The organism is Deinococcus sp. YIM 77859 (assembly GCF_000745175.1).
GTDB lineage: Bacteria > Deinococcota > Deinococci > Deinococcales > Deinococcaceae > Deinococcus.
The window spans coordinates 1200001-1226515 of the sequence record NZ_JQNI01000002.1 but is presented as its reverse complement, the minus strand read 5'-3'; the positions used below and the strand labels follow the sequence as shown (position 1 = coordinate 1226515).

The window sequence follows — 26515 nt, the reverse complement described above, 5'->3', positions numbered from 1 at the left end:
CTGGAAAGACGGTCACCTTCCAATGTTCACCACCCCTCCTGCAAAAAGCAACTTCGGTGATGTTTCTAACAGGACGTCTAAACAAAACAGCGGGGAGCCCTGACTATTTTTTCATAATAGGCTCATCTTGCCGCTTCGTCCACGGATGGGCTGGGAAGCGGCCATGCAGGAACGAAGCGGGCTCCTCAGCGCCCGAAATACTCCGGCAGGTCGGCTTCGGTGATCAGCACCTCACGGGGCTTGCTGCCCTGGTGCTTGGAGACGATGCCCATCGCTTCGAGCATGTCCATCAGCTTGCCGGCGCGGGCATGGCCCACCGAGAGGCGGCGCTGGAGCCGGGACACGCTGCCCTGACCTTCCTCGATGCAGATGGCCGCCGCCTGACGCAGCAGGGGATCGCTGAAATCCATGTTCGCCTTGTCCACACTGGGGCCGCTCGCCTCGACGGTGCCGTCGAAGTCTGTGCCGTAGGCTTCGGCAAAGGCGTCGTCAAAGACCTGGCGCCGCAGTTCATCGGTGATGCGGGCCGTCTCGGTCTCGCTGATGTACGGTCCCTGGAGGCGCACCGGTTTGATCAGGCCGGGCTGATAAAACAGCATGTCGCCCATTCCGGTGAGGCGCTCGGCGCCCACGCTGTCGAGAATGGTGCGCGAGTCGTGGCTGCTGGACACCGCAAAGGCAATGCGAGCGGGCACGTTCACCTTGATCAGCGAGGTGAGGATATCCACGCTGGGCCGCTGGGTGGCGAGGACGAGGTGCATGCCGGTCGCGCGCGCCATCTGCGCGAGGCGCATGATCGCGGCCTCCACCTCCTTGGGAGAAGTGATCATCAGGTCGGCCAACTCGTCGATGATGATGACGAGGTGCGGCAATTCGGGTTCCCCGACCTGGCGCATCTTGGCATTGAACTGCTCCAGGTTCTTGGCACCCACCTGACTCATCATCTTGTAGCGGCGCTCCATGTGGGCCACCGCCCCCAGCAGCACGCCCGCCGCGTCCATCGGATTGGTGACCACGCCGCGCACCAGGTGCGGAATCCCGTCGTAGGGCGTGAGTTCCACCATCTTGGGGTCCACCATCAGGAAGCGCAGCTCGGTGGGCAGGTAGCGGTACAGCAGCGAGGTGATCAGGGTGTTGACGCACACCGACTTGCCCGAACCGGTCGAACCGGCAATGAGGAGGTGCGGCATCTTGGCGAGGTCGCCCACGAGCAGTTCGCCGTCGATGCTCTTGCCCAGAATGACCGGGAGGCGCGCGCGCGAGTGACGGAACGCAGGCGTCGCAGCCGCCTGATGAAAGGTCACCGGCTCGCGCTCGGCGTTGGGGACCTCCAGGCCGATCACGCTTTTCCCGGGAACCGGTGCTTCGACGCGCACGCCGCCCACAGCCAGCGCCCGCGCCAGGTCATTTGAGAGGGAGGCGATGCGGCTGATTTTCTCGCCGGGCGCGGGTTCGATCTCATAACGGGTCACCGTCGGCCCCCGCGCGAAATCCACCACCTTCGCCTGCAGGCCGAAGTGCCGCAGGGTCTGGTCGATCACCGCCGCCCGTTGCCGCGCAGCCACGTCGAGCTGCGCGGTATTCACCGCCAAGGTGGGCACCGGATCGAGCAGGTCGTACCCCGGCAGGGCCAGGTGGGACGCGCCCGCCGTAGGACGGCGCCGCTCGGGTTGCGCGCTCTCCCAAGGGGCCGCGCTGTCTTCTTCCTGCAGCTCCAGCGTGGCCTGGGTCGTGGGGGCGGGAGCGCTGCTCGGCCCCGCCAGCGGTTCGGCCCCCCGTGGCGAAGCTGCGGTGAAGACGGTGGCGGCAGGAGCTGGGGCAAGAGCCGGCGCGGGTTCGCCGTCTGGTTCTGCGGCCATCGCGGTGAAGTCGAAGTCGAGGGTCGGGGCGAGCTCTTCACGGGGAACAGAAACCGTGGCCTGAACCGCCATCGCCTGCGCCCGTTCCAGCGCCTCCTGCTGGGCGCGTTCCAGCCGGGCGCGCCACTCCTCCTGGGCGCTGAGGGTGCCGTCGGGATCGGCGGCAAGCGCCTCGGCCAGGGCAGCAGCGAGTTCGGTGGGCGCGCGGTCAAATGCCGCGGCGAGGTTAGGCCAGCCGGGGTAATGCCGCTCGCGCTCGCGCCACGCGGCGAAGTCTTCGGCGAGCTCGCGCCACGCCGCCGCCCGCTCACGCTGGGCCGGGTATTCGCGCAGGAGAACGCCCACATCCGCTTTGACCAACGCTTTTTCAGCGGCCTGCCGTTCCCGTTCCAGCTTTCCGGCGCGCTGAGACAGGCGTTGCAGGTCGGCGATCATGCCGCGGCGCAGCCGTTCCAGCGCCGCGCTCGCCAGCGTGCTGGGCAGCTCCACCCGCAGTTCGTGCCGCCCGGCGCGCACCTCCTCCAGGGTCACTTCGGCGTCTGCGCCCGCTGCCGGAGCCTCGCTGGCGACCGCCTCGCGCAGATCGCGGGTCGCGTGGCCCACAAAGGTCTTGAGTCCCTCCTGCCAGGCAGCCAGGTCCCGTTCCAGGCCCTGCAGGTCCGACTCTTCACGGCTCCGCGGTTTGCGCCCGGCCGCCCGGACCTCCTCGTACTGGGCCTTGAGCTCGCGGGCCTGCGGATAGAGTTTGCGCAGGCCCTCCAGATCACGGGTATGGGCCGCGAGGCGCTGCCGCAGCTCTGCTCGGAGACGTGCCGCCTCACGCCCACTTTGCCGGGCCTCGATCACGCTCTGCACCTGGCTGGTCGCGCCGCCCAGCGCGACGCTCAGAACCCGGAAAAACCCTTTGAGCAACGTTAGGGGTGGGTAGCGCAGCATAATCTCCAGCCCCAGCGTGAGGGTGACCAGCGGGAGCAGCGCCGCCGCGTAGCTCAGGGTGGTGGTGAGCGGTGCCATCGCGCGCCTGGCCACCTCGCCCGCCGCGCCGGGTACCAGCACCTCGTGCAGGGCGAGCAGGGAGAGCACCACCAGCGCTCCGCCCAGCACGCGCCGGGTCAGGCCCGACAGGTCACGTCCCAGGAACACGAGCACCCCGTAGGCGACGGGCACCACCGGCAGCAGGTAGGCCCCCCACCCCAGTCCGCCGAGCAGCGCGGCGTGGGCCTGCGTCATAAAGCCGCCCTCGGCCATCTGCGGCAGGGCCAACGTGACTCCCAGGAAGATGCCCAGCGCGAACAGCACCAGCCCCAGCGCCTCCCCATCGAAGCGGTTCACGGGTGGAGCTACTTTTGCACGAGCCTTCGCCATGCCGCCCAGTGTACCCCAGCCGGAGCGGAGTCTTGGTCCTTTGGTGCTGCGCCTGGCGCACTTTTTTAGAGGTACGGTTTCATGAGCGCCGTGGGGCTCCGGCCGTCCGGGTGTCAAGGGCGCGTCAAGGTCCTCCCGCCCCTGCCCACCCCGATAATGCCCCTGTGGCCTTGATCCTGCCCCCCGTTCTGGCCGCGGCCCTGTGGGCGCACGCCGACCGTGCTGCCCCCCACGAGTGTGTAGGGGCCATCGGCGGGGACGTGCGGGGGAACGTTGCGGAGGCGGTCGCCCTGTACCCCCTGGCCAACATATCGCCCGACCCGCAGCGCACCTATCTGGCTGATCCCGGCCACCTGCTGCGCGCGCTGCGGGCGATGCAGGCGGGCGGCCTCACCCTCGTCGCCCTGTACCATAGCCACCCGCAGGGGCCCGCTCGGCCCAGCGGTACGGACACCCGGCTCGCCGCCTATTCGGTGCCCTACGTGATCGCCGACCTCTCCACCCGCACGCTGGCCGCTTTTCTGCTTCCGCAGGGTATCCCCGTTCCGCTGCGCATAGAGAACTGCCGTGCCTGAAGCCGGCAGCCACGCCCCATACGCCTTGATCGGCGGCGGCAAGACCACCTTCGTGCTCAAAGGCTGGCGAAGAGCCTCCTAGGGCAGCCGTGCCAGCCGCTCGGCAAGCAGCTCGAAGAACGCGACGTCGTCCACCGAGACGGCCACCTGCGCATTGGCGGGCTGGCCGGTCACGCCGTACAGGTCACAGACGGTGCGCCCGCAGTTCAGGCCTTCCTGCGTCTCGACCTGCACGTTCATCGGCTGCATTCGGCAAAGGTCCGGCCGCAGGACGGCGGCGACTGCGAGGGGGTCGTGGAGGGCGCCACCCGGGAGGCCGTAGCGTTCGCGGTACACCCCGGCGTAGAAGGTGAGGAGTTCAGCGCTGACCACACCCGCCCGGTTTCCCAGGCTTCGCAGGCGCTCCACCCGTTCGGGCGTCGCCACGGCCCGCATGGTCACGTTCAGGCCGAAGATCCGCAGCCGCGCTCCCGACTCCAGCACGATCTTTGCGGCGTGCGGGTCGGCCAGCGCGTTGAATTCGGCGGCGGGTGTGCGGTTCCCCTGCTGGGTACTGCCGCCCATCCACACGACCTCCCGCACCAGGCCCGGCAGGTCGGGGGCTAGGCGGAAGGCGAGGGCCAGGTTGGTCAGCGGGCCGGTCGCCACCAGCGTGAGCTCGCCCGGCCGTTCGCGCACCACCTTCACGATGAAGTTCACGGCATGCTCTGCCTCCGGTCCGCGCCGGGGCCTGGGCAGATGACGGGCGGGCAGGCCGCTTTCGCCATGCACCTGCGCCGCTGTCAGGGCCGGACGAACGAGGGGGCGGTCGGCCCCGGCGTACACGGGCACGTCTGCCCCGGCCAGCGCAAGCGTCACCCCGGCATTGTGGGTGGTGAGGTCTAGGCCTACGTTGCCGTGGACGGTGGTGAGGGCCAACACGTCCAGCTCGTCTGGGCTGGCGAAAGCAAGCAGCCAGGCGACTGCGTCGTCAAGGCCGGGGTCGCCGTCCAGAATCACGGGCAGGGAAGAGGCCATGGGGGCATTCTAGGGCGGTGTCCGGGCCAAACGCCCTGTAAATTGAGCTTCACGCCGAACACACGCGGCCCACCTCGGGGGCGCCTACGCTGCGTGCCATGACCGGACGCCGTGACGACGACCAAACCGATGTCCCGCTGCCCCAGCGCGCCACCACCTCTGAGAGCGCCACCGAGTTTCCTGCTCCGCCATCCGGCGTGGTGCAGGACAGTCCCGGTAGCCCCGAGGTGGACCTCGAGGGTGGCCGTCTGCTCGACGACCAGGGAAACTACCGGCGCGAAAATGACGAAAATGATGTGGTAGACGGCCAGGCTGAGGGCGGCCCCACCTGACGCTGGCCCCCCTGTCAGCGCACGTCGAGCAGTTCCACGTCGAAAATCAGGGTGGCGTTGGGAGGAATCACCCCGGGAACGCCCGCCGCGCCGTAGGCGAGGTGGCCGGGGATCGTCAGGCGAGCCTTGTCGCCCACGCGCAGCTGCGCGATCCCCTGGTCCCAGCCGGGGATCACGTACCCTACGCCCAGCGGAAACTCGATCGGCTCGCCGCGGTCACGGCTGGAGTCGAACTTCTGCCCGTTTTCCAGGGTACCGGTGTAGTGCACCCGCACCCGCTTTCCAGCTTGGGCAGGCGCGCCGCTTCCCTCGTGGTATTTCTCGACGATCAGTTCCTGTGCGGCCATGCGGGTTAGGGTAAGCCCCATTGCCGGTTTCTCCCCACACTCTGAAGAGCTCATGAAGGTCATCCGGCTGCGGTTTGGGGTTGCTAGGATGCGCCGCGTGACGTCTGTCTTCACCGAGCAGCCCGGTCCCGGCGGTCTTCGGGCCTTTTGGCGGACCTGGGTGCTGGGAGCGCTCCTGCCCGTGTGGCTGGTGACGACCTTTGGAGCCACCTTCGCGCGGGTGGACGGGAACAGCATGAATCCGACCCTGCACCACGGAGACCTGCTGCTGCTGCTCAAGTACCCGCGCTGGCTGCACGCCTGGGGCCTTGCTACGCCCTACCCCCGGCGGGGTGACCTGCTGATCTTCAAGGCTCCGGCCGAGAGCCCCTACAGCTACGAGACGCTGCTTGGCGTGCGCCACCGTCCCTACAACGTCAAGCGGGTCGTGGCTCTCCCCGGCGAGACCGTCGCCATCGAGGACGGTCACGTCCTGGTGAATGGGCAGCTTCTCACGGAGAGGTACGTCAATGACGGCGTCCTCAGCGACCAGCCGCCGCAGCGCGTGCCGCCGGGCAAGGTCTGGGTGCTGGGTGACAACCGCCTCGTTGGCGAAAGCCTCGATTCGCGGGCCTACGGTCCGGTCGCGCTGCGCGACGTGGCGGGCCCGGCCAACCTGCGGTTATGGCCCCGCCCGGGCTGGGTGAGCCGCTAGCCTGCCGGCAGCCTTTCTCCCGCCCGCACCGGCAGCGTGAGCCAGTTTTCCCGAGGGGGCAGAGGACAGGTCCAGCCCTCGCTGTAGGCGCAGTAGGGGTGGTAGGCAAGATTGAAATCCAGCTGCACTTCCCACCCCTGTGCGGTCTGTGTCAGGGGCGCGTCCAGGTAACGGCCCGCACCGTACGTTTCCGTGCCGCTGGTCGCGTCGCGGAAGGGGACAAAGGCGCGAGCCGGAGCCTCGTCACCGGGAGGAGCGTATAGGGTGAGGGTCTGGGGTCCGGTGGGCAGCGCCACCGTTGCGGTACCGAAGCGGGCCATCACCCGCGGCTCACCGGTGTTCGTGTTCAGAATGACCTCCGCGCCGTCTGTCCGCTCTACCGGCACGGTAAAGACCCACTGCGCCGCGGGGGGGTAGTAGCTCAGGCCGCGAAAGCCTCGCAGCGCCTCTCCCTGAAGCGGTCCGCGCCCCGCCGCCCAGTGCTCATCCTTGCGCCGCCGGAAGTCGAGGACCGTCTCGACGTACCCCGAACTGCTCACCACTCCACCCGCACGCGCTCGCCCGCGTACTCCACCACGTCCCCCCGCCGCAGCTTCTTGCGCCGCCGCGTCTCCACCGCGCCGTTGACCCGTACCTCGCCGCTCTGCACCCGGAACTTCGCCTCGCCGCCGGTATCCACCAGGCCGCGCAGCTTCAGGAAGTCCTGAAGGTCGATGGTGTCTTGCTCTTCCCTGGTCATGGGGGCAGGGTAGCGCCTTACGGGGTGTTCGAAGGAGGGGACGCCGCTTCCCTACGGCCGGTACTGGGTGCTGAAGAGCCGCACGTCGGCGTCATCTACCCGGCGGTCCTGGTTGAGGTCGCCCACCGTCACGCCGCTTTTGCCGTAGTTATTCATGAGCAGGGCGAGGTCCGTGAGGTCGATCACGCCGTCACCGTTCAGATCGGCTCCGCTGAAGCGGATGCGGGCGGCCTCTGGGGTCCACGCCTTGAGGCCGAGTTCCTCGAGCAGGGCGGCGCGCACAGCCTGAGCCAGCGGCAGCGGTCCCTGCGGGTTGAACTCGATGCGGCGTTCTGTACCGGTGCTGACGCTCCGAGCGACCACGTCCGGGTTAAACGGCACGGCCGTTCCTCCGCTCCCCCCCAGCGTGAGAAGCGGCCCACCGCTGGGATCGAGCGTCACCGGCGTCTCCTTGGTGCTCAGGGCCGCCAGGGCGTCCTGGACCGCCCGGGTGAGTTCGGGGCCCTGGGGCCGCAGCTTGATGGTCGCGGCCTGCGTTCCTCCCACCAGGAGCAAGAGAGCCAGCAGCCCGCCGCGCTGCGCCCCCTTCACTGGGCCCCCCGTGCGGCGCGCAGGGCGTCACGGAACCTGGCCGGATCGCGTTCAATCGCGTTGGGATCGGTGGCCGAAGGGGCCGGGGGGGGTGCCGTTCCGGCGGGCAGCGTAGGAGAAGAGGCACCGGGTGTGGCGGAAGCCCCCGCAGCAGGCGGGGTGGCTGCGGCATCAGCAGGGGTGGTTGGTGTGGCGGAACCCGCCGTGTTCGTGCCTGCCGCTGGGTCGGGGGCTGTGTTCGCCGTCTCGCCCAGGCGAGTGACTCGGCCGTTTTCAATGGGGTAAACGCCCTGCGAAAAGCCCACGATGGGGCTGTCCATCCGCCGGCTGTACAGCAGCCAGAACGCCTCCTGTCCGGCGCGCAGCTCGGGGAGGTCTTCGACGCCCGCGAGCATGTACAGCGCCGGCTTGCCCTCCAGTTGGGGAAGGCTGGCGGGGTCTCCCGCGATCGTCTCTACGACCGTCAGGGGATAGACCAGCCAGGTGACCTCACCTTCCTTGACCCGTGTGGGCGGGCCGAGGGTAGCGCGCACGATCACATCCGCCCTTTTCGCCTGCTGGGTCAGCGTGAGGAGCGGGACATACGTCGCCTGGGCACCGGGAGAAGCCCCTCCCAGCACAAGCGCCGTGAGCAGCGTGAGCGCGCGCCTCACGGCTGGCCTCCGCTGCCCGGCGAGGTGGTGTCTCCCGCGGGGGGCCGGATGTTGGGCGCGCCCGCAGGGGTGCTGGAGGTGGCCGGTGTCGGCGTGCCGCTGCTCGCCGGGGGCGCAGGCTTGGGTGCTTCGGGCATCTTCACCTCGGCGAGCACCTTGCCCGTGCCGTCCCGGGCCTCGTACGCGAAACGGGCGGTGTCCAGGGTGACCACCTTCTGCGGTTTGAGGCCGACCAGCGCGACCCGTGCTCCCGAGCGCGGCACGTTCTTGAACCCTACGTCCAGCGTCAGGGTGCGGCCCGACTGCTTCCAGAACAGCACGCCGCCCGCTTCGGCCGTCTGAACGCGCGTGACCGTCACGCCCTCCGGCAGGTCCCACACGACCCGCGCGGCGCGGACCGTCCGCGGAGCGGTGATGCTCAGCGGAATGCGCGTCTCGCCGCGCAGCTCACCGGTGGGCAACTGGGGCTTGAGGGCCAGGGGGGGCAATTCATTCACGTTCAGGGTGTACTGCTGCACGCGGGTGCTCAGGTTGGCGTCGGACGCCTCGAGCGTGAAGGTGTAGGTGCCGGTCTTGCTCGGCGTGCCGGTCAGCTGCAGGTTGCGCAGCGTGAGGCCGGGCGGCAGCGTGCCGGCAGCGACCCGCAGGCTGTAGGGGCCCGCGCCGCCGGCGACGGTCAGGGGTGCCTCGTAGCTCTCACCCACGTAGCCGACAGGCACCGAGGTGGTGGAAAAGTACAGGGCGTCGCGCACGCTGGTCGTGCCGCTTGTGCTCGCGGGATTGCTGCCACACGAGACAAGGAGCGCCCCGCACGCCAGCAGTGTCCACCCGGGGATGGCTTGTCGCATAGCCAGCAGTCTAGCGGCCTCTCATGAGGAGCTTTCAGCTCTGCCGCAGGCGGCGAATCTCCCAAAGTGGCTGGCCTCCCGGCGCTAGACTTCCCCCCATGACCACAACGGAACGCCTGCCTGCCTTGCCCGCCCCCGGTGACCGCCTGGGGCGCTACACCGTCGAGCGCGTCGAGGACCTCCCCGAAATGCAGGGCACGCTGGTGCTGCTGCGCCACGACCTGGGTGCGCGGCATGCCCATGTCGCCCGCGACGACGACAACCTCGCCTTTGGGGTGACCTTTCCGACGGTGCCCAAGGACTCCACCGGCGTCGCGCATATCCTCGAACACGTCGTGCTGATGGGCAGCCAGAAGTACCCGGTGCCCGACCCCTTCTTCGCCATGATTCCGCGCTCGCTCAACACCTTTATGAACGCGATGACGGCGAGCGACTGGACGACCTATCCCTTCTCCACCCGCAACGAGAAGGACTTTTTCAACCTGCTGAGCGTATACCTTGACGCCACCTTCTTTCCTCTGCTGCGCTACGAGAGCTTCCGGCAAGACGGGCACCGCTTTGAGTTCGAGACGCCCGACGATCCCAGCACCCCGCTCAAGCTTCAGGGCGTCGTGTACAACGAGATGAAGGGCGCGATGGCCTCGCCCGGCTCGGTGATGTGGCGGGCTTTTGGCAAGGCGCTCTACCCGGACCTCACCTATGCCAACAACAGCGGCGGTTCCCCAGAAGACATCCCCAACCTCAGCTACGAGGCGCTGCGGGCCTTTCACGCCGCCCACTATCATCCCAGTAATGCCTTTTTCTATACCTACGGGCGGCTCGACCTCTCCCGCGTGCTGAGCGAGATCGAGGCGCAGGTGATGAGCCACTTCAGCCCGCAGACCCTGGACGTGAGCATTCCCGACCAGCCCAGCTTCGACGCGCCGCGCCGGGTGGAGGTGAGTTACCCCGGGACCGACGTGGAGCGCGGCGCGCAGGTCAGCGTGGCCTGGAAGCTCGGCCTTGCGACCGACCCCGACGAGAACCTGCGCTGGAGCGTGCTCTCGGACGTGCTGCTGGGGAACCCCGCCGCGCCGCTGACCCGGCCCCTCATCGAGTCGGGGCTGGGAAGTGCTCTGGCGGACCTCTCCGGCTACCGCGACAGCTTTCGCGAGGCCGCCTTTGCTGCTGGGCTCAAGGGGCTCAGCGCGAGCAAGGCGGACGCCGTCGAAACGCTTGTGCTCAACACCCTGCGTGAGATCGCCGAGCAGGGGATTGACCCGGCGCTCATCGAAAGTAGCCTCCATCAGTTTGAGATCCAGCAGCGCGAGGTGTCCAACAGCGGCTATCCCTACGGCCTGCAGGTTATGTTCCGCCTGCTGGGGCCGTGGCTGTACGGGGGCGACCCCGTCACGGGGCTGCGCCTAGACGCCGAGCTGAACCGCCTGCGGGAAGACCTGGAGCGGGGTCAGGTGTTTGAGCCCATGATCCGGGAAGGCCTGCTCGCCAATCCGCACCGCGTCACCCTGGTCCTGACGCCCGACCCCGAGCTGGCGGCCCGCACCGAGCAGGCCGAGCAGGCGTTGATCGCGCGCCTCAGCGCGAACTTCACCGACGAGGACCGGCTGAGGATCGTGCAGGAGAGCCTGCGCCTCAAAGAACTCCAGGGGCAGGCGCCTAACCCGGACGTGCTGCCCACCCTCACGCTGGCGGACGTGCCGCCCACCGTGGCCCGCGTGCCCTACACCACCGAGGAGGCAGGCCGGGCGCTGATCGGCCGCGTGCCGCAGCCCACCGGGGGCCTGACCTACCTCGACGTGCAGGTGAGGCTGCCGGAGGTGCCCGCGGAGCTGCTGGACATCCTGCCGCTGTACGCCTACGCGGTGACCCGTAGCGGCGCGGCCGGACAGGATTACGTGGGGCTCGCCCGCCGCATCGAGGCCGTCACGGGCGGCGTGAATGCCAGTGTGGGTGTGGGGGGCAGCCCGGACGACCTCGACAACCTGCGCCTGACGTTCACCTGGAGCGGCAAGGCGCTCGCGCGCAATGGCGCCGCGCTCGTGGAGGTCCTGCGGGACATCATCCAAGCTCCCGAATTCACCCGCGAGCGGCTGGAGCAACTGCTTCGGCAGCGCCTCGCCGGGCTCAAGGCCAGCGTCGTGAGCGCCGGGAGCGCCTACGCCGAGCGGCTGGCCGCTGCGCAGGTCAGCCCCGCTGGGTTTGTGGAGGAACGCTGGAACGGCCTGACGGCGCTGGCGTACCTGGAACGCGTGGTGGAGAGCGGCGAGGTGGACGCTCTGCTGGAACGCTTTGGCCGGGTGCGCGACCTGCTCCTTCAGGGCCAGCCGCTCCTGTGCCTGACCGCGACCGCAGAAGACCTGGGGCTCGACCTCACGCCGCTCACGCGCCAATTCAGGGGGCAGGCACCCGTTGGGCACCCCATGCCCGGCACCCGCCCGGGTGGTCCGCAGGCCCGCACCACCGATTCACCGGTGGCCTTTAATGCGGTGGCCTACCGCACCGTGCCCTACATCCATCCCGACAGCCCGGCCCTGCTTGTGCTCTCGCGCCTGCTGCGCAGCGAGTACCTGCTCAAGGAAATCCGCGAGAAGGGCGGCGCGTACGGCGGCGGAGCGGCCTTTGACGCGCGGGCGGGGGTATTCACCCTCAGCTCCTACCGCGATCCGAACATCGCCCGTACCTATGAGGTTTTCCGCCAGGCCCGGGCCTTTCTCGACACGGACCTCAGCGAACGCGAGCTGACGGAAGCGATTCTGGGCGCCAGCAAGGTCCTCGATCCCCTCACCAGCCCCGACACGGCGGGAAGGTTGCGCTTCTACAGCGACCAGGCCGGCTTTACCCCCGAGGTGCAGGAGACCTACAAGGCTCGCCTGCTCAAGGTCACGCTGGCTGACCTCAGGCGCGCCGCAGACACCTGGCTGACTCCGAACCGCGCTGGCTACGCCCTCGTCGCCGGACGCGACCCCAATGCCGAGACGAAAGCGCTGGGCCTGAGCTTCGAGGTGCAGCCGATCTAGCAGAAGGATATCGGGCGGTGTGGGATGCGCCGCCCGTCTCCTCCTGTGTGCCGTCTTTTGCGCTTCACATCTCCCTCGCATGAGCCTCACTCAGACTCGGGCCATGAGGCCACTCAAGGTCATGATGGCGCTCGCAGTCCTCGCGACGGGTGGGGCGGGTGCAGAGCGGTTTGGAGTGCAGGCGGGGCTCAGTGTAGGGGGCGGCTTTGGCCTGCACGCGGGCGCGTATGGCCGGGTCGCGGGCTTCGGTCCGGTGCAGATTGAGGGGCGCGGTACCGTGGACCTCCAGACGGGGAGGCAGATCGAGGTGGGTGCGGACGCGCTGCTGAGCGTCAACCTGCTGCTGCTGCGGCCCTACGCAGGTGTAGGCCTGGGCGTGCCCCTAGGGGGCGGCGGCACCGGCTTCCACACGACCCTCGGCGCTCGTTTCGGGCTGCCCGGCCCCTTCTCGGGCTTTGCGGAGGGGAACTTTGGAACGGGGAAGAACGTGTACCGAGCGGGGCTGCTGCTGCGCTTCTGAAGCGGCCTTTTCCCTCATCCCCGCCCACCCCCCCGGTGGTACGGTTCTCCCGCGCTGATGGTCGAAGCCCGGTACAGGGCCTCGAGAAGCACGATCATGGCGAGGTCGTGCGGCAAGGTGAGCTGCCCGAGACTCCACAGGCGGTGCGCCCCGGCGCGCAGGGCGTTCGTGTGGCCTTCGGGGCCGCCGACCGCAAAGGCGAGTTCACCCACACCAGCGAGGGCCTGAGCGTCGAGGTAGGCGCTCAGGCCCTCGCTGGTGAACTGCTCGCCGCGCGGGTCGAGCAGGATCAGGGGAGCGCGTCCCGCTGCACGGGCTATCGCCTCAGATTCCTGCGCCTGTGTTCGGCCTGCCACGCGCGTGACCTGCACCCGGTGGTAGCGCCGCAGCCGCTTCTCGTACTCTTCCCAGCCGGCGCGGGCATAGGCGAGCCTGGGTTCACCCACCGTGATCAGGTGTAGACGCATCAGAGGGAGGATAGGGCGTGGGCCGTGGACCCGCCGTTTTCCACTCTCCACTCCGCACGGGCTAAACTGTCCCCCATGCTTGCCGTCCTGCCGAGGTCCCGGTGAACTACGCGGCGACGCTGGCGGTGCTGGTGGTGCTGGCCTTTTGTTTTCCGCTGACGGTGCGCCTGGGCACACAGCTGGGGGTCCCCGCGGTGTACACGGCTTCTACCCTGGGCGCGCTGCTCACCTTTGCCCTGGCGACGTACCTCGTGCGCTGGCAGGTCAAACGCCACCGAGCCACCCTGGACCGCCTTGAGGCCGCGCGGGCACAGGTGGCGGCCGATCCCGAAAATCCCCGCGCGTACTTTGTGCGGGGTGAACATCTGGCGCTGATCCTGCTGCGCCTGGACCGCCGGCGCGAGGCCGCGGAGGTGATCGACCGCTACGCCCGGCTGGGTGGAGCGCGCGAGAGCGATATTGTGGCCCTGCGCGAGGCGCTCTCCAGAGCGGAGCGGCGGCAACGCCGGGCCCAGGGTGAGGAGGCGTGAGGTGCGCTGCCGTGCGGGTCCGCCGAGGAATAGAGTGGGGGGCGTATGAGGGCCTACAAGGGCATCGTGGAAAATGGTGTGGTGGTGCTGATCGGGGCGCGGCTCCCGGAAGGCACGGTCGTCACGGTGACCGTCGGTGAGGCAGAGCTGCTGCGGGCGCGGATCACCAGCGCCCTCACCCGTTCCCGCAAGGTGCGAATTCGCCTGAAACCCACGCCGGGCCTGGTGGCCGAGGCCGCAGCGCTCGGCAGCTCAGGTGAAGCGGGGAATGATTAGGGCAGAGTCGGTGTGCGCGCGGCCCCTGGAGGTCTCCTGTGACGGCTGAGGTGCCCACGCCCCGGGTGTGGCTGGTGCCCACCCCGGTTGGAAACCTCGGGGACCTCACCTTCCGGGCGGTGGAGGTGCTGCGGGCGTGTGACGCGGTGGCTTGCGAGGACACCCGGCGCACAGGAGCCCTGCTGGCCCACCTGGGCATCGGGAAGCCGCTGGTGCGCCTCGACGCCCATACCATGCACCGTGCCCCACAGGTGCTGGAGGCGTATCCTCGCCTCGCCTACGTCAGCGACGCGGGCACACCGGGCATCAGCGATCCGGGGGCAGAGCTGGTGCGGGCAGCGGTGGCGGCGGGCATGGCGGTGGAGGTTCTGCCCGGCCCGACCGCCTTTGTCCCCGCGTTGGTCCTGTCGGGGTTGCCCAGTGCCCGCTTCACCTTCGAGGGCTTCTTGCCCCGCTCGGGCCGGGAACGCAAGGAACGTCTCTTGGCCGTCGCGGCTCGTCCTGAGACGACCGTGCTGTACGAGAGCCCACACCGCCTCTGCGCCACCCTGGCCGATCTGGCCAGCGTTTGTGGGGGCACGCGGCCGGCGAGCGTCACCCGCGAACTCTCCAAGAAGTTCGAGGAGACGGTTCGCGGAACGCTGGCGGAACTGGCGGCCCACTTCGCAGCGGGTGTGCGCGGCGAGCTGGTGGTGGTGGTCGCGGGTCGTTCGCCGGGTGAGGCCACGCCTGGCGAAGAGGCGCCCAACCACGCGGCGCTGGCGCGCGGCTGGGCGGAAGAGGGCAAGAGTGCCCGCGAAATCCGGGAATTGCTGATCGCGCACGGTTTGCGTAAGAATGACGCTTATGCGCTGGCCCTCCAGGTCACGCAGGCAAGATGACGTCCTCACTCTTTCCCAAGGATCCCCTGTGACCGACATTCCTCACCTGACTCCTCACCCCAATCCGGCCGGGATCAAGCGGCTCGCTGTCCTCACCAGCGGCGGCGACGCGCCCGGCATGAACGCCGCGATTCGCGCGGTGGTCCGCACCGCCACCTTTCAGGGCATTGAGGTGGTGGGCGTGCGCCGCGGCTTTTCAGGGCTACACCGCGGCGACCTGCGTCTGATCGGCCCCCGAGACGTGGCGAACACCATTCAGCGCGGCGGCACCCTCCTGCTCACGGCCCGCAGCGCGACCTGGCGCACCCCGGAGGGCCGGGCGAAGGGCGCGGCCCACCTGCGCGCGTGGGAGGTCGACGGTCTGATCGTGATTGGCGGTGACGGCAGTTTTCATGGCGCGCACTTCCTCCAGGAAGAACACGGCATTCCCGTGATCGGCATTCCCGGCACCATCGACAATGACCTGTACGGCACGGACCACACCATCGGCTACTTCACGGCGGTCGAGACGGCCCTGGATGCGGTCGACAAACTGCGCGATACCGGGGCCTCGCACGAGCGCATCTTCGTGATCGAGGTGATGGGCCGTCATGCCGGACATATCGCGCTGGAGGTGGCCGTCTCCGGCGGCGCAGAGGAAGTCTTTATCCCCGAGGATCCCCGGCCGGTGGAAGGTGTGGTCCAGATCGTGCAAGACAGCGTCGCCAAGGGCAAGGCCAGCTCCATCATCATCGTCGCGGAGGGGTATCCCGGGGGTGCGGAGGGGGTCGCGCGGGCGATCGAGGCGGGCACCGGGCTGGAAACCCGGGTCAGTATTCTGGGGCACATCCAGCGCGGGGGCGCGCCGGTCAGCAGTGACCGGGTGCTGGCGAGCCGCCTGGGTGAAGCCGCAGTGTACGCGCTGATGGAGGGCCGCAAGGGCGTGATGGTGGGCCGAGTGAACGGTGAGACCACGTACACGCCCCTGCCCGAAACCTGGGAGAAACGCAAGGACGTGAGCCGCGACCTCTACCGCTGCGCGAAGATGCTCAGCGTCTGAACCCAGAAGCGGCCTCCCTGGGCGGCGAGCTGCGCCGGAAAGCCGAGACGAAAGGGGCCTCGAGCGGCGGCTCTGGCCCCCTGGCGCTCTTCCGTCCCGCTTAGTCGCGCCCGACGTTCCGCAGGAAGGCGGGAATGTCGTAGTCCTTGGGGTCGTACGCGCTCGCACCGGACTGCCCACGAACGGGGCGTACGATGGTATCGATGCTGGTGCCGCGGCTCCCCGTCTTGCCCAGGGTGAGGCCCGCCGGCAAAGAGCCCTCGTTGAAGCCGGTCGCGATGACGGTCACCCGCACCTCGTCCCCGGCGGCCTCGTCGGGCGTGATGCCAAAGAGGATATCGGGGTCCTCGAAGCCGGTCGCGTCCCGAATCTTTTCTACGATCTCGTTCGCGTCCGTCATGGAGAGGTCGTAGCCGCCCGTCACGTTGATCAGGATGCGCCGAGCGCCCTCGATGCCGCGCTCAAGCAGGGGCGAATGGATCGCGCTCATCGCCGCTTCCTCGGCCACCTTCTCGCCGCGGCCCGCGCCGATGCCCATCAGCACCGTGCCGGAGTTGGAGAGCATGTTGCGCACGTCCGCGAAGTCAAGGTTGATCATGCCCTCGACATTGATCACGTCGCTGATGCCCTTAACGCCGTAGTACAGCACCCGGTCAGCGATCAGAAAGGCCTCGCGGAACGAGACCTTTTTGTCCACCGCGGTGAGCAGCTTTTCGTTGTTCACCACGATCATGCCGTCGACGCGCTCGGTGAGCTTGGCGATGCCTTCTTCAGCCACCCGTGCCCGCTTGGGCCCCTCAAACCGAAAAGGCCGAGTCACGATGGCGACCGTTAAGATCCCCATCTCGCGGGCGATCTCGGCCACCACCGGCGCGGAGCCCGTCCCGGTGCCGCCGCCCATTCCGGCCGTGATAAACAGCATGTCGGTGCCGTCAATGTATTCCTTGATTCGCTCGCGGTCCTCGAGGGCCGCCTTTTCCCCCACCTCGGGATCAGCGCCCGCGCCCAGGCCGCGGGTCAGGCGGTCGCCGAGTTGAATGCGAACCTCGGCATGGCTCTTGGCGAGCACCTGCGCGTCCGTATTCCCGGCGATGAACTCGACGCCCTCGAGTCCCGATTCGATCATGCGGTTCACGGCGTTGTTTCCCGCCCCGCCCAAGCCAATCACGCGAATTCTGGCCGCTTGCATCATGTCTCCTTCGGAAGCGGCCGGCCTTTTTTGCGGGCAGCCACTGTCATGCGCTGTAGTTTACTGTAGCCGTCAGTTCGGTTGGGGTACAGCTTACAACCAGTCCTTGAAGATGCTTCGTACCCGGTCCATAAAGTTGCCCTTGTCCTTCTCCTTTTTGGCAGGAGGACTCGGCGGCGGGGGCGTCACCACCGTGACTTCGCTGGCCTGGGACTGGGCGGCACCTTTGGCGCCACTGGCCGCGGCCTTGGGTGCGGGGGCCGGCTCCGGTTCGTCGCGGAACACCGAGAGCGGCACCTTGCCGTCCTGCCCGATGCCGTACAGCACCAGACCCACGCCGGTCGAGTGCGCGGGACCGCTCACGATATCGGTCAGGCCCCCGATGCCGCGCGGACGGCCCAGCCGAACGGGGAGCCGGAAGCGGTCGCGAGCGAGTTCGCTGGTGCCGCGCAGCTGGCTCGCGCCTCCGGTGAGCACCACGCTCTGCGCGACAAGCTCGACCGGCCCCAGCCCCTGATCAATCTCGTCGCGGACCATGCCGAAAATCTCCGAGAGCCGCGGCTTGATGATGCGCGAGAGCTCAAAGGCGCTGATCGCGTGCGTGCTGCCGCCCGCCGTCGTGATCTCCAGCGTGAGATCCTGGTCGGCGAGTTCCGGCAGCGCCGCGCCGTACCGCCGCTTCACGTTCTCGGCTTCCTCGTGCGGAATCTTGAGCAGCTGGGCGAGGTCGCCGGTCACGTGGTCTCCGCCGATGGGAATGCAGGCCGAGTGGGCCAGGTTGCCACGCTTGAAGACGCCCACGTCGGTGGTGCCGCCGCCCATGTCAATCACAATGACCGTCTGGGCCTGTTCGGCCGCCTCCAATGTGGCGAGGCCAGAGGCCAGGGCCTGCAACACGAAGCCTTCGACCTTGAGGCCAGCCTCCTGCACGCAGCGGCGCAGGTTCAGGAGCGGCCCGGCCGTCCCGGCCACGATGTGCACGTCCACCTCCAGCCGAACGCCGTGCATGCCGACCGGGTTCTTGATGCCTTCCTGGCCGTCCACCACGTATTCCTGCGGCAGGGTGTGGATGATCTCCAGGTTGGGGTCGAGCGGCACCGCGCGGGCATTTTCGATGGCGCGGTCCACGTCCGACTGAGCGATCTCCTGGTTGCGGCGAATAGCGGCCAGGCCGTGGCTGGTGATCGCCTTGACGTGGTTGCCGGCGACCGACACGAACACGCTCTCAACACGCACGCCGCTGACGCGTTCGGCATTCTGCACCGACTGGCGAATGGCGTGCGTGGCGCGCTCCAGATTCACCACCGCTCCGCGCTTCATGCCCTCGCTGGGCACACTGCCCTCGCCGATGATGTCAACGGTCCCGTTCGGGGCGACCTCGCCGATCACGGTGGTGATTTTGGTGGTGCCGATGTCCAGCCCCACAATAATCGGGTTGTCCTTCATTACTGGACGCTCACCCCCCAGGGGTAGATGTGGATTTGCTGTTCAGGGAATTGCACGATAGCCCCAGCATACTTCAGCAGGGTGTTCAGGTCGCCACTCCACAGCGAGCCGGTGGCTGTTTTCACCGTCAGGCCGGATGGGGTGTACGCAACCGACTGCACATTGTAGCGCTGCAATGCGCGCAGGGCGAACAGGGCGTCTCGCACCCGGTTCGGTCCCCAACCGCTGAGCAGTGGCAGCGCCCCGACGTTCCGTGCCCCGGGCAACACCCTGCCGTCTTCCGCCAGCGTCACCACCTGCCCGTCGGGCCGTACCCAGCGCGCAAAGGGCACCCGCTCCACCACCTGTACCGTCACCGTGTCCGGAAAGCGGCGCGTCACCACCGCCGAGCGGATCCAGGGGCTCTCGCGCAGACCCTGGGCGCGCCAGGTTCCGTAGTAGGGCCAGGCAAACCCTGGGGTGAGTCCCGCCAGCCGCCGTACCTGCGCGTCCGAGAGCCGGACGTTTCCCAGTACCTTCACCGTGCGAATCGGAAACGCGAACCAACTGCCCACCAAGGCCCCGGCGACCAAGACGGCGACCAGAGACCACCCTACCCGTGCCCAGCGCCTTTTTGGGGGCTGCGGAGGCTCCTGGGCGGGTGGGACGGCAGGTGGAGCGGAGGCACTGGAAAGAGGTTCCGGCACCTCGGCGACCGCGGTGATGCGGCGATTCCGGGCGCGCGGCTGCGGGTCAGTCATGGCGCCTATCCTGCCACGCTGGGCACCAGCAGGACCACCCGCCCTCAGCCCTCTTCCGGCCAGAGTTCGTATTCGAGTTCCAAGGGCACGCCCACACGCTCCCGAATCAGGTTCAGCAGGGCGTGGACGTCGGCGCTGCTCGCCCCGCCAAGGTTGACAATGAAGTTACCGTGCTCGGGGGCGATCATGGCGTTGCCGATCCGGGTTCCCTTGAGGCCCGCCTCGTCGATGAGTTTTCCGGCGCTGACGCCGCCCGGGTTCTTAAAGGCGCAGCCGGGTGTCTTCATCTTGGGCTGACCCTTGCGGGCTTGGTCGGCCAGGTCCATCCTCGCCCGCACCTCTTCTGGGGTGGAGGAGCGCAACTTCAGGCGCACGCGGGTGACCACGTGGCCGCGGGGAATGCCGCTACGGCGGTACCCCCAGTCGAGGTCCAGGGGAGTTACCTGCCGCACGCCCTGCGGCGTCACGAGCTCCAGGGTGTGCAGGCCGTCGAACATCTCCCCGAAGCGGGTGCCCGCGTTCATCCACACCGCACCGCCCACCTGAGCGGGAATCCCCACGGTGCCCTCCAGGTTGCCCAGGCCCAGCTTCTGAAGCCGGCGAATGAGGCCGGGAAGGGGCATGCCGCCCCCCACCCAGCCGGTCACCACCGTCGGTGGGTCGCTGAGGGCCGGATCAGGTACGAGATCGGCCTCCGCAAAGGGCCCGGTGAGGCGAATCACCCGCTCGGGCACCCCCTCGTCGGCCACGACCAGGTTGCTGCCGCCACCCAGGACGCGGTACGGCGCCTCCATCGCCTCCGCGAGCTGCTCATGGGTGCCCACGAACCACACCTCGGCCTCGCCGCCCACGCCCAGCGTGGTGAAGCGCGAGAGCGGCAGACGTTCGACCCGCGCGCCCGTGCGGCTCCTGGTGACGGGAGAGGCCGTCATGCTTCCACCAGTTCCCGTGAGAGCTTCCACACATCCCCCGCGCCCATCGTCACGATGACGTCTCCTGGCCCTGCCGTCTCGCGCAGGTACCGCACCACCTCCGCTCGGTCCGGCAGGTACCGCGCCGCGCGGTGCCCGCCCCGGGTCATTCGGTCGCTGACAAGCGTGGCGTGAATCCCAGGGATGGGGGCTTCCGAGGCCGCCGCGATATCCAGCACCAGCACCTCGTCGGCGGCCATCAGGGCGTCGGCCAGGCGCGGCCACGACTGCTGGGTGCGGAGGTAGCGGTGCGGCTGAAACACCACCCGCACGCGGCGTCCGGTCTGCCGCGCGGCCTGTACCGCCGCTGCGACCTTGGTGGCGTTGTGCGCGTAGTCATCGATAATCAGCGCTCCATTGAGCTCTCCGACGCGCTGCCAGCGGCGGCCCGGTCCCCGGAAGGCGGCAAGCGCGGCGGCGGCGGCCCCGAAGTCTCCGCCGTACAGGTCGGTGACGGCCAGGGCCGCGAGGGCATTCAGCACGTTGTGGGTGCCGGGCAGGCCAACGCGCGCCTCACCCAGCACCTCGCCCCAGCGCGTGACGGTGAAGTGCGTGCCCTCTGCGTCTGGACGGAGCCTCACCGCGCGGTAGGTGGCCTCCTCGGCCTGCCCGTAGCTCAGGCGTTCCCCGGCGCGCCTGACCAGCGTCTCCAGCCCCGGCCAGTCGGCACAGTACAGCACCCGGCGCGCCTGGCCCACGAAGCGCGCAAAGGCGGCGTGCTGCTGCTCCACCGTCTCCCAATAGGTCGCCTGATTGCCGCCTACGTGGTCGTCCTCGGCGTTTGTGAAGACCGCCGTCTCGCACGCCAGAGCCGCAAAGCCCCGGTCGGACTCGTCCACTTCGGCCACGAAGGGCCCCGTTCCCAGGCGGGCATTGGCGCCGAACTCGGGCACGATGCCACCCACGAAGGCCGCCGGGTCCAGCCCCGCGCCCTGCATCGCCACCGCGATCATAGAGGTCGTGGTGGTCTTGCCGTGCGTGCCGATCACGCCCACCGAGGGACCTGCGCGCAGCAGCTCGTCCAGCAGAGCCATTCGGGGCCGGACCTCCACGCCTGCCGCCCGCGCGGCGACAAGCTCCGGGTGGTCCTTGGGCACCGCTTCGGAGGCGATGAGCACATCTACTCCCCGCAGGTGGGCGGGGTTATGGCCGAGCGTGACCTCGATGCCCTCGCGCGCGAGCTGCTCGGTGAGTTCGGACAGGTGCGTGTCACACCCGCTGACCCGGATGCCACGGGCGGCCAGGAGCCTGGCAAAGGCGCTGACGCCGATGCCGCCGATGCCCATCAGGTGGTAATGCAGGGGTGGGGACTGGAGAGAAGCCGAATCACTGGAGCGGGGGGGAGAGTCAGTCATGGTGGGAAAGGGGAAAGGGCGCGTTGTCAGCGCAGGTGCCGCTCCACCAGATCGGCGAAACGGCCTGCCGCGCCCGCCGGGGAGCGCCCGAGGGCCGCTTCCCGCATCGCCGCGCGCGTGCCCGACGCCGCACACTCTAGCACCGCCTTCCCCAGCGTTTCTGCCAGGTCCGCTTGCTCCACCACGCGGCCCGCCCCGGCCGCCTGCACCTGGCGCGCGTTGTGAAGCTGATGGTTTTCTGCCGACTCGGGCAGCGGGACCATCACCAGCGGTACGCCGTGAAAGGCTGCCTCCGCGAGGGTGCCGGTCCCCGCCCGCGTGATGGCCAGGTCCGCCGCCGACCACGCCGCGACCGCATCGACGTAGCTCACCGCGTGGTACCAGGGGAGGTCCGCCACGCGCGGGGCGACCTCCGAAAGCCAGCGCGGCCCGGTCGAGTGCAGCACCTGCACCGGCCCTTCCGGCGTGCGGCCTTCCGCCCCGAAGATGCGCCTCAGCATGTCCGGCACCGCACGGTTCAGGGCCAGCGATCCCTGCGAGCCGCCCATCACCAGCAGGGTGAGGGAACCCGCTCGCAGCCCCAGCCGCGCAAGGGCTTCTGCCCGCGGCTGGCGTTCCTCGCGCACCGGCATGCCGACCAGGGTCGCCTTGCTCTTGGGCAGGCCGACCACCTGCGGGTAGGCCGTGCCCACGGCGCGTGCTCGGCCCACCGCCAGCCGTTGCGTGAGGCCCAGCCGGGCGTTTTGCTCGTGCAGTACGGTCGGCAGGCCCAGGCTCTGCGCGGCCAGCACGCCGGGCAGGCTGGCAAAGCCGCCGTAGCCCACCACTGCACCGGGCTGCATCTCCCTCAAAAAGGCCCGCGCCTGTGCCAGGCCCCGCACCGCCCGCAGCAGCTCGCGGGGATCGGGGCGGCCCTGCCCGCTGCGCGCAAGTTTTCCCGCGTCCACGCCACGAAAGCGCAGGCCCGCCTCAGCAGCCACCCGTTCCTCCATTCCGCCCCGCTGCCCCAGCAGCAGCGCGTCGTGCCCGCGCCCCATCAGCTCAAACGCGGTCGCGACCGCCGGATAGATGTGCCCTCCCGTGCCCCCCGTTGCCATCACCACCAGACTCATCGGGGGGAGTGTACCGCCCCGGCCAGGACGGGGGAGAGGGCAGGAGGAACGCGAAGGCGGCACCTGCCACCCCAGACTTCCTTTAGGATGAGGAGGTCATGAAAAACCTTCTGTCTCTGCTGCTGCTCGCCTCCTTCTCCAGTGCTGCGGCGCTGAGCCTGAAGGATGTCCACCCCGATGACCTGTGCACGCCGACTGCGCTCGTGTACGTGGACGGCAAGGCGAATGCGGCCTTGGCCCGCGATATGACGGCCGCCCTCCAGCGCGCCCTTCAGGCCCGGGGCGTGAAGTGGTCTACCGACAAGAGCTGCGCGATCACCCTCACGTACGGCCTAGAGGTGCTGAGCTCCAACGGAGCCTATCTCAGCACCCTCGAACTCGCGGCGAACGGTGCCCACATCGATACGGTCAAGACGCTCCTGGGCGAGACGTTGGAAGCCGACCTCGATGAGGACTACCTGATTCTGGATCAGGACGTGGAGTACGGCCGGACAGCCACCGACCAGCTCGGCAGAACAGGTCAGGAAGCCATCGCCGGGCACGTGAAGTCCATGCTGCGCTGAGGAGGGCCGCCCTCCGCGACGCTCAGTCGAACAGGTCCCCGATGCTGCGGCCGATCCCGCCGCCGTGGCTCTCGTCCCCGCCGAACCCCTGCTCGAACTCCTCGTAGGGCTGCACGACCACGAAGCCGTCCCCCTGAAAAACCATCTGGTACGTCTCGCCGCCGCCGCGCCCGAAGATAGAGCGCAGCGAGGCGTCCATGCGCAGTTGCGGCTGGAGGTTCCCGCTCCAGGCAACCGTCGCGTTGGGGTCGGTGAAGATCGGTTCGTGCGGCGTCACCCGCAGCGTGAGCGGCTTGCCGTGGCTGAGAATCGCCACCAGCCCGTGTCCCTGGAGCCGCACGCTGAAAAGACCACCCGCCGCCATGCCCGCCGCGCGGCGCTGCATGGTGATGTCGTAGCTCACGCTGTCCTCGAAGGCGAGCAGGTCGTTGCCATTCACGTTGAGGGCGTCTCCCGCCAGGCGCAGAATCTGGATCTCCTTGCCCTGGTCGGCCAGGTACGCCACGCCACGGCCCTCGATCTTGGCCAGGGGGCTCAGCTCCTGGCTCACCGCGCGCTTCAGCGCCTTCATCAGGCCGCCCTCCAGCGTGCCCTCGCGCCTAAAGGAGAGGTTCCCCTTGTAGGCCACCATCGCGCCCAGCTTGCTCCAGATGCGGCCATTGACCCGGACCTCCAACATCTTGCTGCTCTCCAGCTCGAACACCTCGCCGGGGTTGTCGCGTTCGGCGGTCTGGGCCAGGAAATCGCGGAGACTGTAACTGCCGTCAGGGTTGGTCATGCTGCCGGGTACGGGAACAGATACGGAAAAGTTCCCGCGCGGCGCTTTGGCCTACCCTGTGGACATGACGGTCCTCTCCGCACCGCTCGACCTGCTCACGACGATCCGCGAACGCCGCACGGTAGAGCTCAAAGACCTCAAGCCTGATCCGATTCCCCACGAGGTGCTGCTGACGCTGCTCGAGGCCGCCAATTGGGCTCCCAGCCACGGAAAAACCGAACCCTGGCGCTTTGTGGTGTTCACGGGAGAAGGCCGAATGCGGCTGGCGGGGGTGCTTGCCGCGTCGCTGGCCCGGCTGAAGGGCGAGGCGGCCCCTGATCCGGAGGTCTTGCGGGCCCAGCGCGAGCGGCAGCGCCTCGCGCCCGTCTGGCTGGCGGTGGCCGTAGAACCCGCCCAAAAGCCGCAGATGCCGCTGCACGAGGAGCAGTGGGCGGTTGCCTGCGCGGTGCAGAACCTGATGCTTGCGGCCCGCTCGCTGGGGATCGCCAGCAAGTGGATCACCAACGCCGCCAGCCTGCATCCGCAGACGCGCGAGGCGCTGGGCTTCGGAGAACGGGCGAGCATGATGGGCCTGGTGTATCTGGGCTACCCGCGGGGCGAGTGGCCTGCCGGGGAACGCCGCCCCGTCGAGGACAAGGTGCGTTGGGTCGAGTCGGAAGATTGATGGACGCACAGAAGCGCCGCGTCAGGCCCCCACCACGGCACCAAGACGCCGCAACACCTCCTCGATGCTCTCCAGGCTGGTGGCGTAGCTCAGGCGCACCCGGCCGGGCGCGGCGAAGTCGGTGCCGGGAACAACGGCGATCCGAGCCTCGTCGAGCAGGCGGCGGGCAGCCTCCAATTCGTTCGGGTGAATCCGGGTGGTGTCGGCCAGGACATAAAAGGCCCCCTGCGGCATGGGGGTGGGCAGGCCCAGCGCGTTCAGCCCGGCCACGATCCGGTCCCGGCGCTCGCGGTAGGCGCACCGAGCCTGTGCGGTAAAGCGCGCCGTCTCCTCGTGCTTCGTCAGGGCGGCGAGGGCGGCGTACTGACTGATACTGCTCGCGTTGCTGGTGCTCTGGGATTGCAGGGCGTTCATCGCGGCGATCACGTCCCGCGGTCCACCCGCGTACCCGATGCGCCAGCCGGTCATCGCGTACGCCTTGCTCGCGCCATTGACCGTGAGGGTATGTTCCGGCGCGTACCGCCCGATGCTGACCTGCTCGGCGTCGTAGACGAGGTGCTCGTACATCTCGTCGGTCACGATCACCAGGTTGTGACGCTGCGCAACCTCTGCCACCGCCGCGAGCACCTCCGGCGGAAACACCGCGCCCGTGGGGTTGCCGGGGCTGTTGAGCACGATCATCCGCGTGCGCGGCGTCACACGGGCCTCCAGCTCCTGTGGATCGAGCAGGAAGCCCGTTTCGGGCGCTGTCGGCACGGCGACCGGTACCGCCCCGGTGAGGGCCACCATCTCCGGGTAGCTCACCCAATACGGCGCGGGAATCAGCACCTCGTCTCCGGGATTAAGCAGGGCGAAAAAGGCGTTAAAAAGGGCCTGCTTCCCGCCGCTTGTCACCGTCACGGCGTCGGGGGCGTAGCTGAGGCCATTTTCCCGTTCGAACTTCGCGCTGATCGCCTCGCGCAGCTCGGGAAGGCCGTTGACGGGCGTGTACTTGGTTTTCCCCGCCTCGATGGCCTGAAGTGCGGCGGCCTTGATGTGCGGCGGCGTATCGAAGTCGGGCTCGCCCACGCTCATCGAGAGCACGTCCACGCCAGCTCGCCGCAGCTCCAGCGCGCGGGACGTGACGGCCACCGTCGCCGAGGGATTGAGGCTGAGGGCACGCGCGGAGAGCCGGAAAGGGGAGGGAAGAGAGGAGGGGCCGCTCATACCGCAGAGGGTACAGGTGGCCTGGGGAGAGGTGGGCCGGGCGGGCTAGAAGCGGTACGGGAGGCCAAACCCCAGGCCCGGCGGCGTGGACCACGGCTCCCGGTCGCCTCATCTGAGGAACAGTGCCCTCAGGCTGGCACGCCGGACAGGGACGCCGTCAGGGCTGTGCGCAGGGGAAGGGTGTGCCTTGACCGCGGTCCATTCGCGCAGTGGCGGCACGTCGTTCCCGCTTCACCCCAACAGGCCGATGCTGCGCGCGCGGCTGACGGCTTCGGTGCGGTCCCCGGCGTCGAGTTTGGCGTACAGCCGCGCCAGGTGGTCCTTGACGGTGTCGGGGCTTACACCCAGGTTCTTGGCAATCTCTTTGTTGGAGTAGCCCTGGGCGAGCAGGGGCAGCACCTCCGACTCACGCGGCGTCAGCCGGGGCACCTCCACCTGTGGAAGGCGGTCCACCTCCGGATGGGCGATGATGTCGCGCAGGTGCTGCGCGAGCTGCTCGGGGTCCATCTCCTTGCTGACGTATCCGCGCGCCCCGGCACCGCGCGCTGCCTGGATGATCGCCGGCTCGGCGAAGGTGGTGATGAGCACGCTGACAATCTGCGGGTGGGTGAGCCGCAGCCGCTCGCACACCTCGATACCGGTCAGGCCGGGCATCTTCACGTCGAGGAGGGCGGCATCCGGCTGGAGCGCACGGCAGGCCTCTAGGGCTTGCAGGCCGTCGGCAGCCTCAGCCACCACGTC

At 68.7% G+C, this 26515-nt stretch carries 29 protein-coding genes (1 of these 29 cut by a window edge); 11 read left to right on the top strand and 18 right to left on the bottom strand.

Features of this window, described 5'->3' with window-relative positions:
* Window positions 1-185: 185 nt before the first annotated feature.
* On the bottom strand, window positions 186-3224 hold the full coding sequence (locus EI73_RS06100; RefSeq protein WP_034385132.1) for a DNA translocase FtsK: 3039 nt from the start codon (window positions 3222-3224) through the stop codon (window positions 186-188).
* Between the two features lie 164 nt (window positions 3225-3388).
* Here EI73_RS06100 and EI73_RS06095 point away from each other — a divergent pair, with 164 nt between their 5' ends.
* The gene (locus tag EI73_RS06095) at window positions 3389-3799 is read left to right on the top strand and encodes a Mov34/MPN/PAD-1 family protein (protein WP_034385128.1); all 411 of its coding nucleotides are present in this window, start codon (window positions 3389-3391) and stop codon (window positions 3797-3799) included.
* A 78-nt stretch (window positions 3800-3877) separates the two neighbouring features.
* On the opposite strand, the gene EI73_RS06090 is transcribed toward EI73_RS06095, so the two are convergent.
* Window positions 3878-4816 (bottom strand): nucleoside hydrolase, encoded by a 939-nt coding sequence (locus EI73_RS06090; RefSeq protein WP_034385125.1) that lies wholly within the window; start codon window positions 4814-4816, stop codon window positions 3878-3880.
* Between the two features lie 98 nt (window positions 4817-4914).
* Here EI73_RS06090 and EI73_RS06085 point away from each other — a divergent pair, with 98 nt between their 5' ends.
* Window positions 4915-5148 carry a hypothetical protein gene (locus EI73_RS06085; protein WP_034385122.1) on the top strand — a complete coding sequence of 78 codons (234 nt, stop codon included), beginning with the start codon at window positions 4915-4917 and terminating at the stop codon, window positions 5146-5148.
* Between the two features lie 14 nt (window positions 5149-5162).
* Here EI73_RS06085 and EI73_RS06080 read toward each other — a convergent pair whose 3' ends face one another.
* Entirely contained in the window at window positions 5163-5495 is a 333-nt protein-coding gene (locus EI73_RS06080) for an FKBP-type peptidyl-prolyl cis-trans isomerase (RefSeq protein WP_034387842.1), read from the bottom strand.
* Window positions 5496-5583: 88 nt separating this feature from the next.
* On the opposite strand from EI73_RS06080, the gene lepB reads away from it, so the two are divergent.
* Window positions 5584-6189 (top strand): signal peptidase I, encoded by a 606-nt coding sequence (gene lepB / locus EI73_RS06075; RefSeq protein ID WP_034387839.1) that lies wholly within the window; start codon window positions 5584-5586, stop codon window positions 6187-6189.
* On the opposite strand, the gene EI73_RS06070 is transcribed toward lepB, so the two are convergent.
* The 5 genes from EI73_RS06070 to EI73_RS06050 are packed head-to-tail and all read right to left on the bottom strand — an operon-like array spanning window position 6186 to window position 9020.
* Entirely contained in the window at window positions 6186-6728 is a 543-nt protein-coding gene (locus tag EI73_RS06070; RefSeq protein ID WP_034387836.1) for a DUF1684 domain-containing protein, read from the bottom strand. The two genes, lepB and EI73_RS06070, sit on opposite strands and share 4 nt — an antisense overlap.
* Window positions 6725-6928, bottom strand: coding sequence for an RNA-binding S4 domain-containing protein (locus EI73_RS06065; RefSeq protein WP_034385119.1), 204 nt, complete (start codon window positions 6926-6928; stop codon window positions 6725-6727). Before EI73_RS06065 ends, EI73_RS06070 begins: the two co-directional genes overlap by 4 nt.
* 51 nt (window positions 6929-6979) lie before the next feature.
* Window positions 6980-7519 (bottom strand): hypothetical protein, encoded by a 540-nt coding sequence (locus tag EI73_RS06060; RefSeq protein WP_034385116.1) that lies wholly within the window; start codon window positions 7517-7519, stop codon window positions 6980-6982.
* The gene (locus EI73_RS06055; RefSeq protein ID WP_034385113.1) at window positions 7516-8172 is read right to left on the bottom strand and encodes a hypothetical protein; all 657 of its coding nucleotides are present in this window, start codon (window positions 8170-8172) and stop codon (window positions 7516-7518) included. Before EI73_RS06055 ends, EI73_RS06060 begins: the two co-directional genes overlap by 4 nt.
* On the bottom strand, window positions 8169-9020 hold the full coding sequence (locus tag EI73_RS06050; protein WP_051935429.1) for an Ig domain-containing protein: 852 nt from the start codon (window positions 9018-9020) through the stop codon (window positions 8169-8171). The genes EI73_RS06055 and EI73_RS06050 overlap by 4 nt, the downstream gene beginning before the upstream one ends.
* A 98-nt stretch (window positions 9021-9118) precedes the next feature.
* On the opposite strand from EI73_RS06050, the gene EI73_RS06045 reads away from it, so the two are divergent.
* Together EI73_RS06045 and EI73_RS06040 are read left to right on the top strand one after the other, a co-directional pair.
* Entirely contained in the window at window positions 9119-12037 is a 2919-nt protein-coding gene (locus EI73_RS06045) for an insulinase family protein (protein WP_034385111.1), read from the top strand.
* A gap of 103 nt (window positions 12038-12140) precedes the next feature.
* Entirely contained in the window at window positions 12141-12557 is a 417-nt protein-coding gene (locus tag EI73_RS06040; protein ID WP_231557295.1) for a hypothetical protein, read from the top strand.
* Between the two features lie 14 nt (window positions 12558-12571).
* On the opposite strand, the gene EI73_RS06035 is transcribed toward EI73_RS06040, so the two are convergent.
* On the bottom strand, window positions 12572-13024 hold the full coding sequence (locus tag EI73_RS06035) for a 23S rRNA (pseudouridine(1915)-N(3))-methyltransferase RlmH (RefSeq protein WP_034387831.1): 453 nt from the start codon (window positions 13022-13024) through the stop codon (window positions 12572-12574).
* Between the two features lie 101 nt (window positions 13025-13125).
* Between EI73_RS06035 and EI73_RS06030 the strand changes: the two genes are divergently transcribed.
* The 4 genes from EI73_RS06030 to pfkA are packed head-to-tail and all read left to right on the top strand — an operon-like array spanning window position 13126 to window position 15750.
* On the top strand, window positions 13126-13554 hold the full coding sequence (locus tag EI73_RS06030) for a hypothetical protein (RefSeq protein WP_034385109.1): 429 nt from the start codon (window positions 13126-13128) through the stop codon (window positions 13552-13554).
* A gap of 45 nt (window positions 13555-13599) precedes the next feature.
* The gene (locus EI73_RS06025; RefSeq protein ID WP_034385106.1) at window positions 13600-13830 is read left to right on the top strand and encodes a hypothetical protein; all 231 of its coding nucleotides are present in this window, start codon (window positions 13600-13602) and stop codon (window positions 13828-13830) included.
* A gap of 38 nt (window positions 13831-13868) precedes the next feature.
* Window positions 13869-14711: a 16S rRNA (cytidine(1402)-2'-O)-methyltransferase gene (gene rsmI / locus EI73_RS06020; RefSeq protein ID WP_034385104.1), complete on the top strand. Its 843-nt coding sequence runs from the start codon at window positions 13869-13871 to the stop codon at window positions 14709-14711.
* 28 nt (window positions 14712-14739) lie between these two features.
* Complete coding sequence (gene pfkA, locus EI73_RS06015; RefSeq protein WP_034385102.1) at window positions 14740-15750, top strand: 6-phosphofructokinase; 1011 nt, start codon at window positions 14740-14742, stop codon at window positions 15748-15750.
* Between the two features lie 100 nt (window positions 15751-15850).
* Here the strand turns inward: pfkA and ftsZ are convergent, their stop codons facing one another.
* The 6 genes from ftsZ to murG all read right to left on the bottom strand — a co-directional run bounded on the left by ftsZ (window position 15851) and on the right by murG (window position 22563).
* On the bottom strand, window positions 15851-16939 hold the full coding sequence (gene ftsZ, locus EI73_RS06010; protein ID WP_034387829.1) for a cell division protein FtsZ: 1089 nt from the start codon (window positions 16937-16939) through the stop codon (window positions 15851-15853).
* A 93-nt stretch (window positions 16940-17032) separates the two neighbouring features.
* On the bottom strand, window positions 17033-18385 hold the full coding sequence (ftsA, locus tag EI73_RS06005) for a cell division protein FtsA (protein ID WP_034385100.1): 1353 nt from the start codon (window positions 18383-18385) through the stop codon (window positions 17033-17035).
* The gene (locus EI73_RS06000; protein WP_034385097.1) at window positions 18385-19125 is read right to left on the bottom strand and encodes a cell division protein FtsQ/DivIB; all 741 of its coding nucleotides are present in this window, start codon (window positions 19123-19125) and stop codon (window positions 18385-18387) included. Before EI73_RS06000 ends, ftsA begins: the two co-directional genes overlap by 1 nt.
* A 44-nt stretch (window positions 19126-19169) precedes the next feature.
* A complete protein-coding gene (locus EI73_RS05995; protein ID WP_034385094.1) occupies window positions 19170-20057 on the bottom strand; it encodes a UDP-N-acetylmuramate dehydrogenase in 888 nt (295 codons plus the stop codon).
* Window positions 20054-21451 (bottom strand): UDP-N-acetylmuramate--L-alanine ligase, encoded by a 1398-nt coding sequence (murC, locus tag EI73_RS05990; RefSeq protein ID WP_034385091.1) that lies wholly within the window; start codon window positions 21449-21451, stop codon window positions 20054-20056. The genes EI73_RS05995 and murC overlap by 4 nt, the downstream gene beginning before the upstream one ends.
* Before the next feature lie 26 nt (window positions 21452-21477).
* Window positions 21478-22563 carry an undecaprenyldiphospho-muramoylpentapeptide beta-N-acetylglucosaminyltransferase gene (gene murG, locus EI73_RS05985; protein WP_034385088.1) on the bottom strand — a complete coding sequence of 362 codons (1086 nt, stop codon included), beginning with the start codon at window positions 22561-22563 and terminating at the stop codon, window positions 21478-21480.
* Window positions 22564-22661: 98 nt separating this feature from the next.
* On the opposite strand from murG, the gene EI73_RS05980 reads away from it, so the two are divergent.
* Window positions 22662-23126 (top strand): hypothetical protein, encoded by a 465-nt coding sequence (locus EI73_RS05980; RefSeq protein WP_034385086.1) that lies wholly within the window; start codon window positions 22662-22664, stop codon window positions 23124-23126.
* 22 nt (window positions 23127-23148) lie between these two features.
* Here the strand turns inward: EI73_RS05980 and EI73_RS05975 are convergent, their stop codons facing one another.
* Window positions 23149-23904: an AIM24 family protein gene (locus EI73_RS05975; RefSeq protein ID WP_034385084.1), complete on the bottom strand. Its 756-nt coding sequence runs from the start codon at window positions 23902-23904 to the stop codon at window positions 23149-23151.
* A gap of 64 nt (window positions 23905-23968) precedes the next feature.
* Here EI73_RS05975 and EI73_RS05970 point away from each other — a divergent pair, with 64 nt between their 5' ends.
* A complete protein-coding gene (locus tag EI73_RS05970) occupies window positions 23969-24568 on the top strand; it encodes a nitroreductase (RefSeq protein ID WP_034387826.1) in 600 nt (199 codons plus the stop codon).
* Window positions 24569-24589: 21 nt separating this feature from the next.
* On the opposite strand, the gene EI73_RS05965 is transcribed toward EI73_RS05970, so the two are convergent.
* On the bottom strand, window positions 24590-25774 hold the full coding sequence (locus EI73_RS05965; RefSeq protein WP_034385082.1) for a pyridoxal phosphate-dependent aminotransferase: 1185 nt from the start codon (window positions 25772-25774) through the stop codon (window positions 24590-24592).
* A gap of 231 nt (window positions 25775-26005) precedes the next feature.
* On the bottom strand, window positions 26006-26515 hold the 3' portion of the coding sequence (locus tag EI73_RS05960) for a response regulator (RefSeq protein ID WP_034385080.1). It continues 75 nt past the right edge of the window; 510 of the gene's 585 nt are visible here — the last part of the coding sequence; its start codon lies beyond the right edge, outside the window; the stop codon is at window positions 26006-26008.

Coding starts and splice junctions, on each gene's coding strand:
- ftsZ (WP_034387829.1), bottom strand. CDS start 16,939: ATGCAAGCGGCCAGAATTCGCGTGATTGGCTTGGGCGGGGCGGGAAAC.
- EI73_RS06080 (WP_034387842.1), bottom strand. CDS start 5,495: ATGGCCGCACAGGAACTGATCGTCGAGAAATACCACGAGGGAAGCGGC.
- EI73_RS06000 (WP_034385097.1), bottom strand. CDS start 19,125: ATGACTGACCCGCAGCCGCGCGCCCGGAATCGCCGCATCACCGCGGTC.
- EI73_RS05975 (WP_034385084.1), bottom strand. CDS start 23,904: ATGACCAACCCTGACGGCAGTTACAGTCTCCGCGATTTCCTGGCCCAG.
- EI73_RS06045 (WP_034385111.1), top strand. CDS start 9,119: ATGACCACAACGGAACGCCTGCCTGCCTTGCCCGCCCCCGGTGACCGC.
- EI73_RS05970 (WP_034387826.1), top strand. CDS start 23,969: ATGACGGTCCTCTCCGCACCGCTCGACCTGCTCACGACGATCCGCGAA.
- murC (WP_034385091.1), bottom strand. CDS start 21,451: ATGACTGACTCTCCCCCCCGCTCCAGTGATTCGGCTTCTCTCCAGTCC.
- lepB (WP_034387839.1), top strand. CDS start 5,584: ATGCGCCGCGTGACGTCTGTCTTCACCGAGCAGCCCGGTCCCGGCGGT.
- EI73_RS06100 (WP_034385132.1), bottom strand. CDS start 3,224: ATGGCGAAGGCTCGTGCAAAAGTAGCTCCACCCGTGAACCGCTTCGAT.
- murG (WP_034385088.1), bottom strand. CDS start 22,563: ATGAGTCTGGTGGTGATGGCAACGGGGGGCACGGGAGGGCACATCTAT.
- EI73_RS06025 (WP_034385106.1), top strand. CDS start 13,600: ATGAGGGCCTACAAGGGCATCGTGGAAAATGGTGTGGTGGTGCTGATC.
- EI73_RS06050 (WP_051935429.1), bottom strand. CDS start 9,020: ATGCGACAAGCCATCCCCGGGTGGACACTGCTGGCGTGCGGGGCGCTC.
- EI73_RS06090 (WP_034385125.1), bottom strand. CDS start 4,816: ATGGCCTCTTCCCTGCCCGTGATTCTGGACGGCGACCCCGGCCTTGAC.
- ftsA (WP_034385100.1), bottom strand. CDS start 18,385: ATGAAGGACAACCCGATTATTGTGGGGCTGGACATCGGCACCACCAAA.
- EI73_RS06035 (WP_034387831.1), bottom strand. CDS start 13,024: ATGCGTCTACACCTGATCACGGTGGGTGAACCCAGGCTCGCCTATGCC.
- EI73_RS06085 (WP_034385122.1), top strand. CDS start 4,915: ATGACCGGACGCCGTGACGACGACCAAACCGATGTCCCGCTGCCCCAG.
- EI73_RS05980 (WP_034385086.1), top strand. CDS start 22,662: ATGAAAAACCTTCTGTCTCTGCTGCTGCTCGCCTCCTTCTCCAGTGCT.
- EI73_RS06065 (WP_034385119.1), bottom strand. CDS start 6,928: ATGACCAGGGAAGAGCAAGACACCATCGACCTTCAGGACTTCCTGAAG.
- EI73_RS05995 (WP_034385094.1), bottom strand. CDS start 20,057: ATGACGGCCTCTCCCGTCACCAGGAGCCGCACGGGCGCGCGGGTCGAA.
- EI73_RS06040 (WP_231557295.1), top strand. CDS start 12,141: ATGAGGCCACTCAAGGTCATGATGGCGCTCGCAGTCCTCGCGACGGGT.
- EI73_RS05965 (WP_034385082.1), bottom strand. CDS start 25,774: ATGAGCGGCCCCTCCTCTCTTCCCTCCCCTTTCCGGCTCTCCGCGCGT.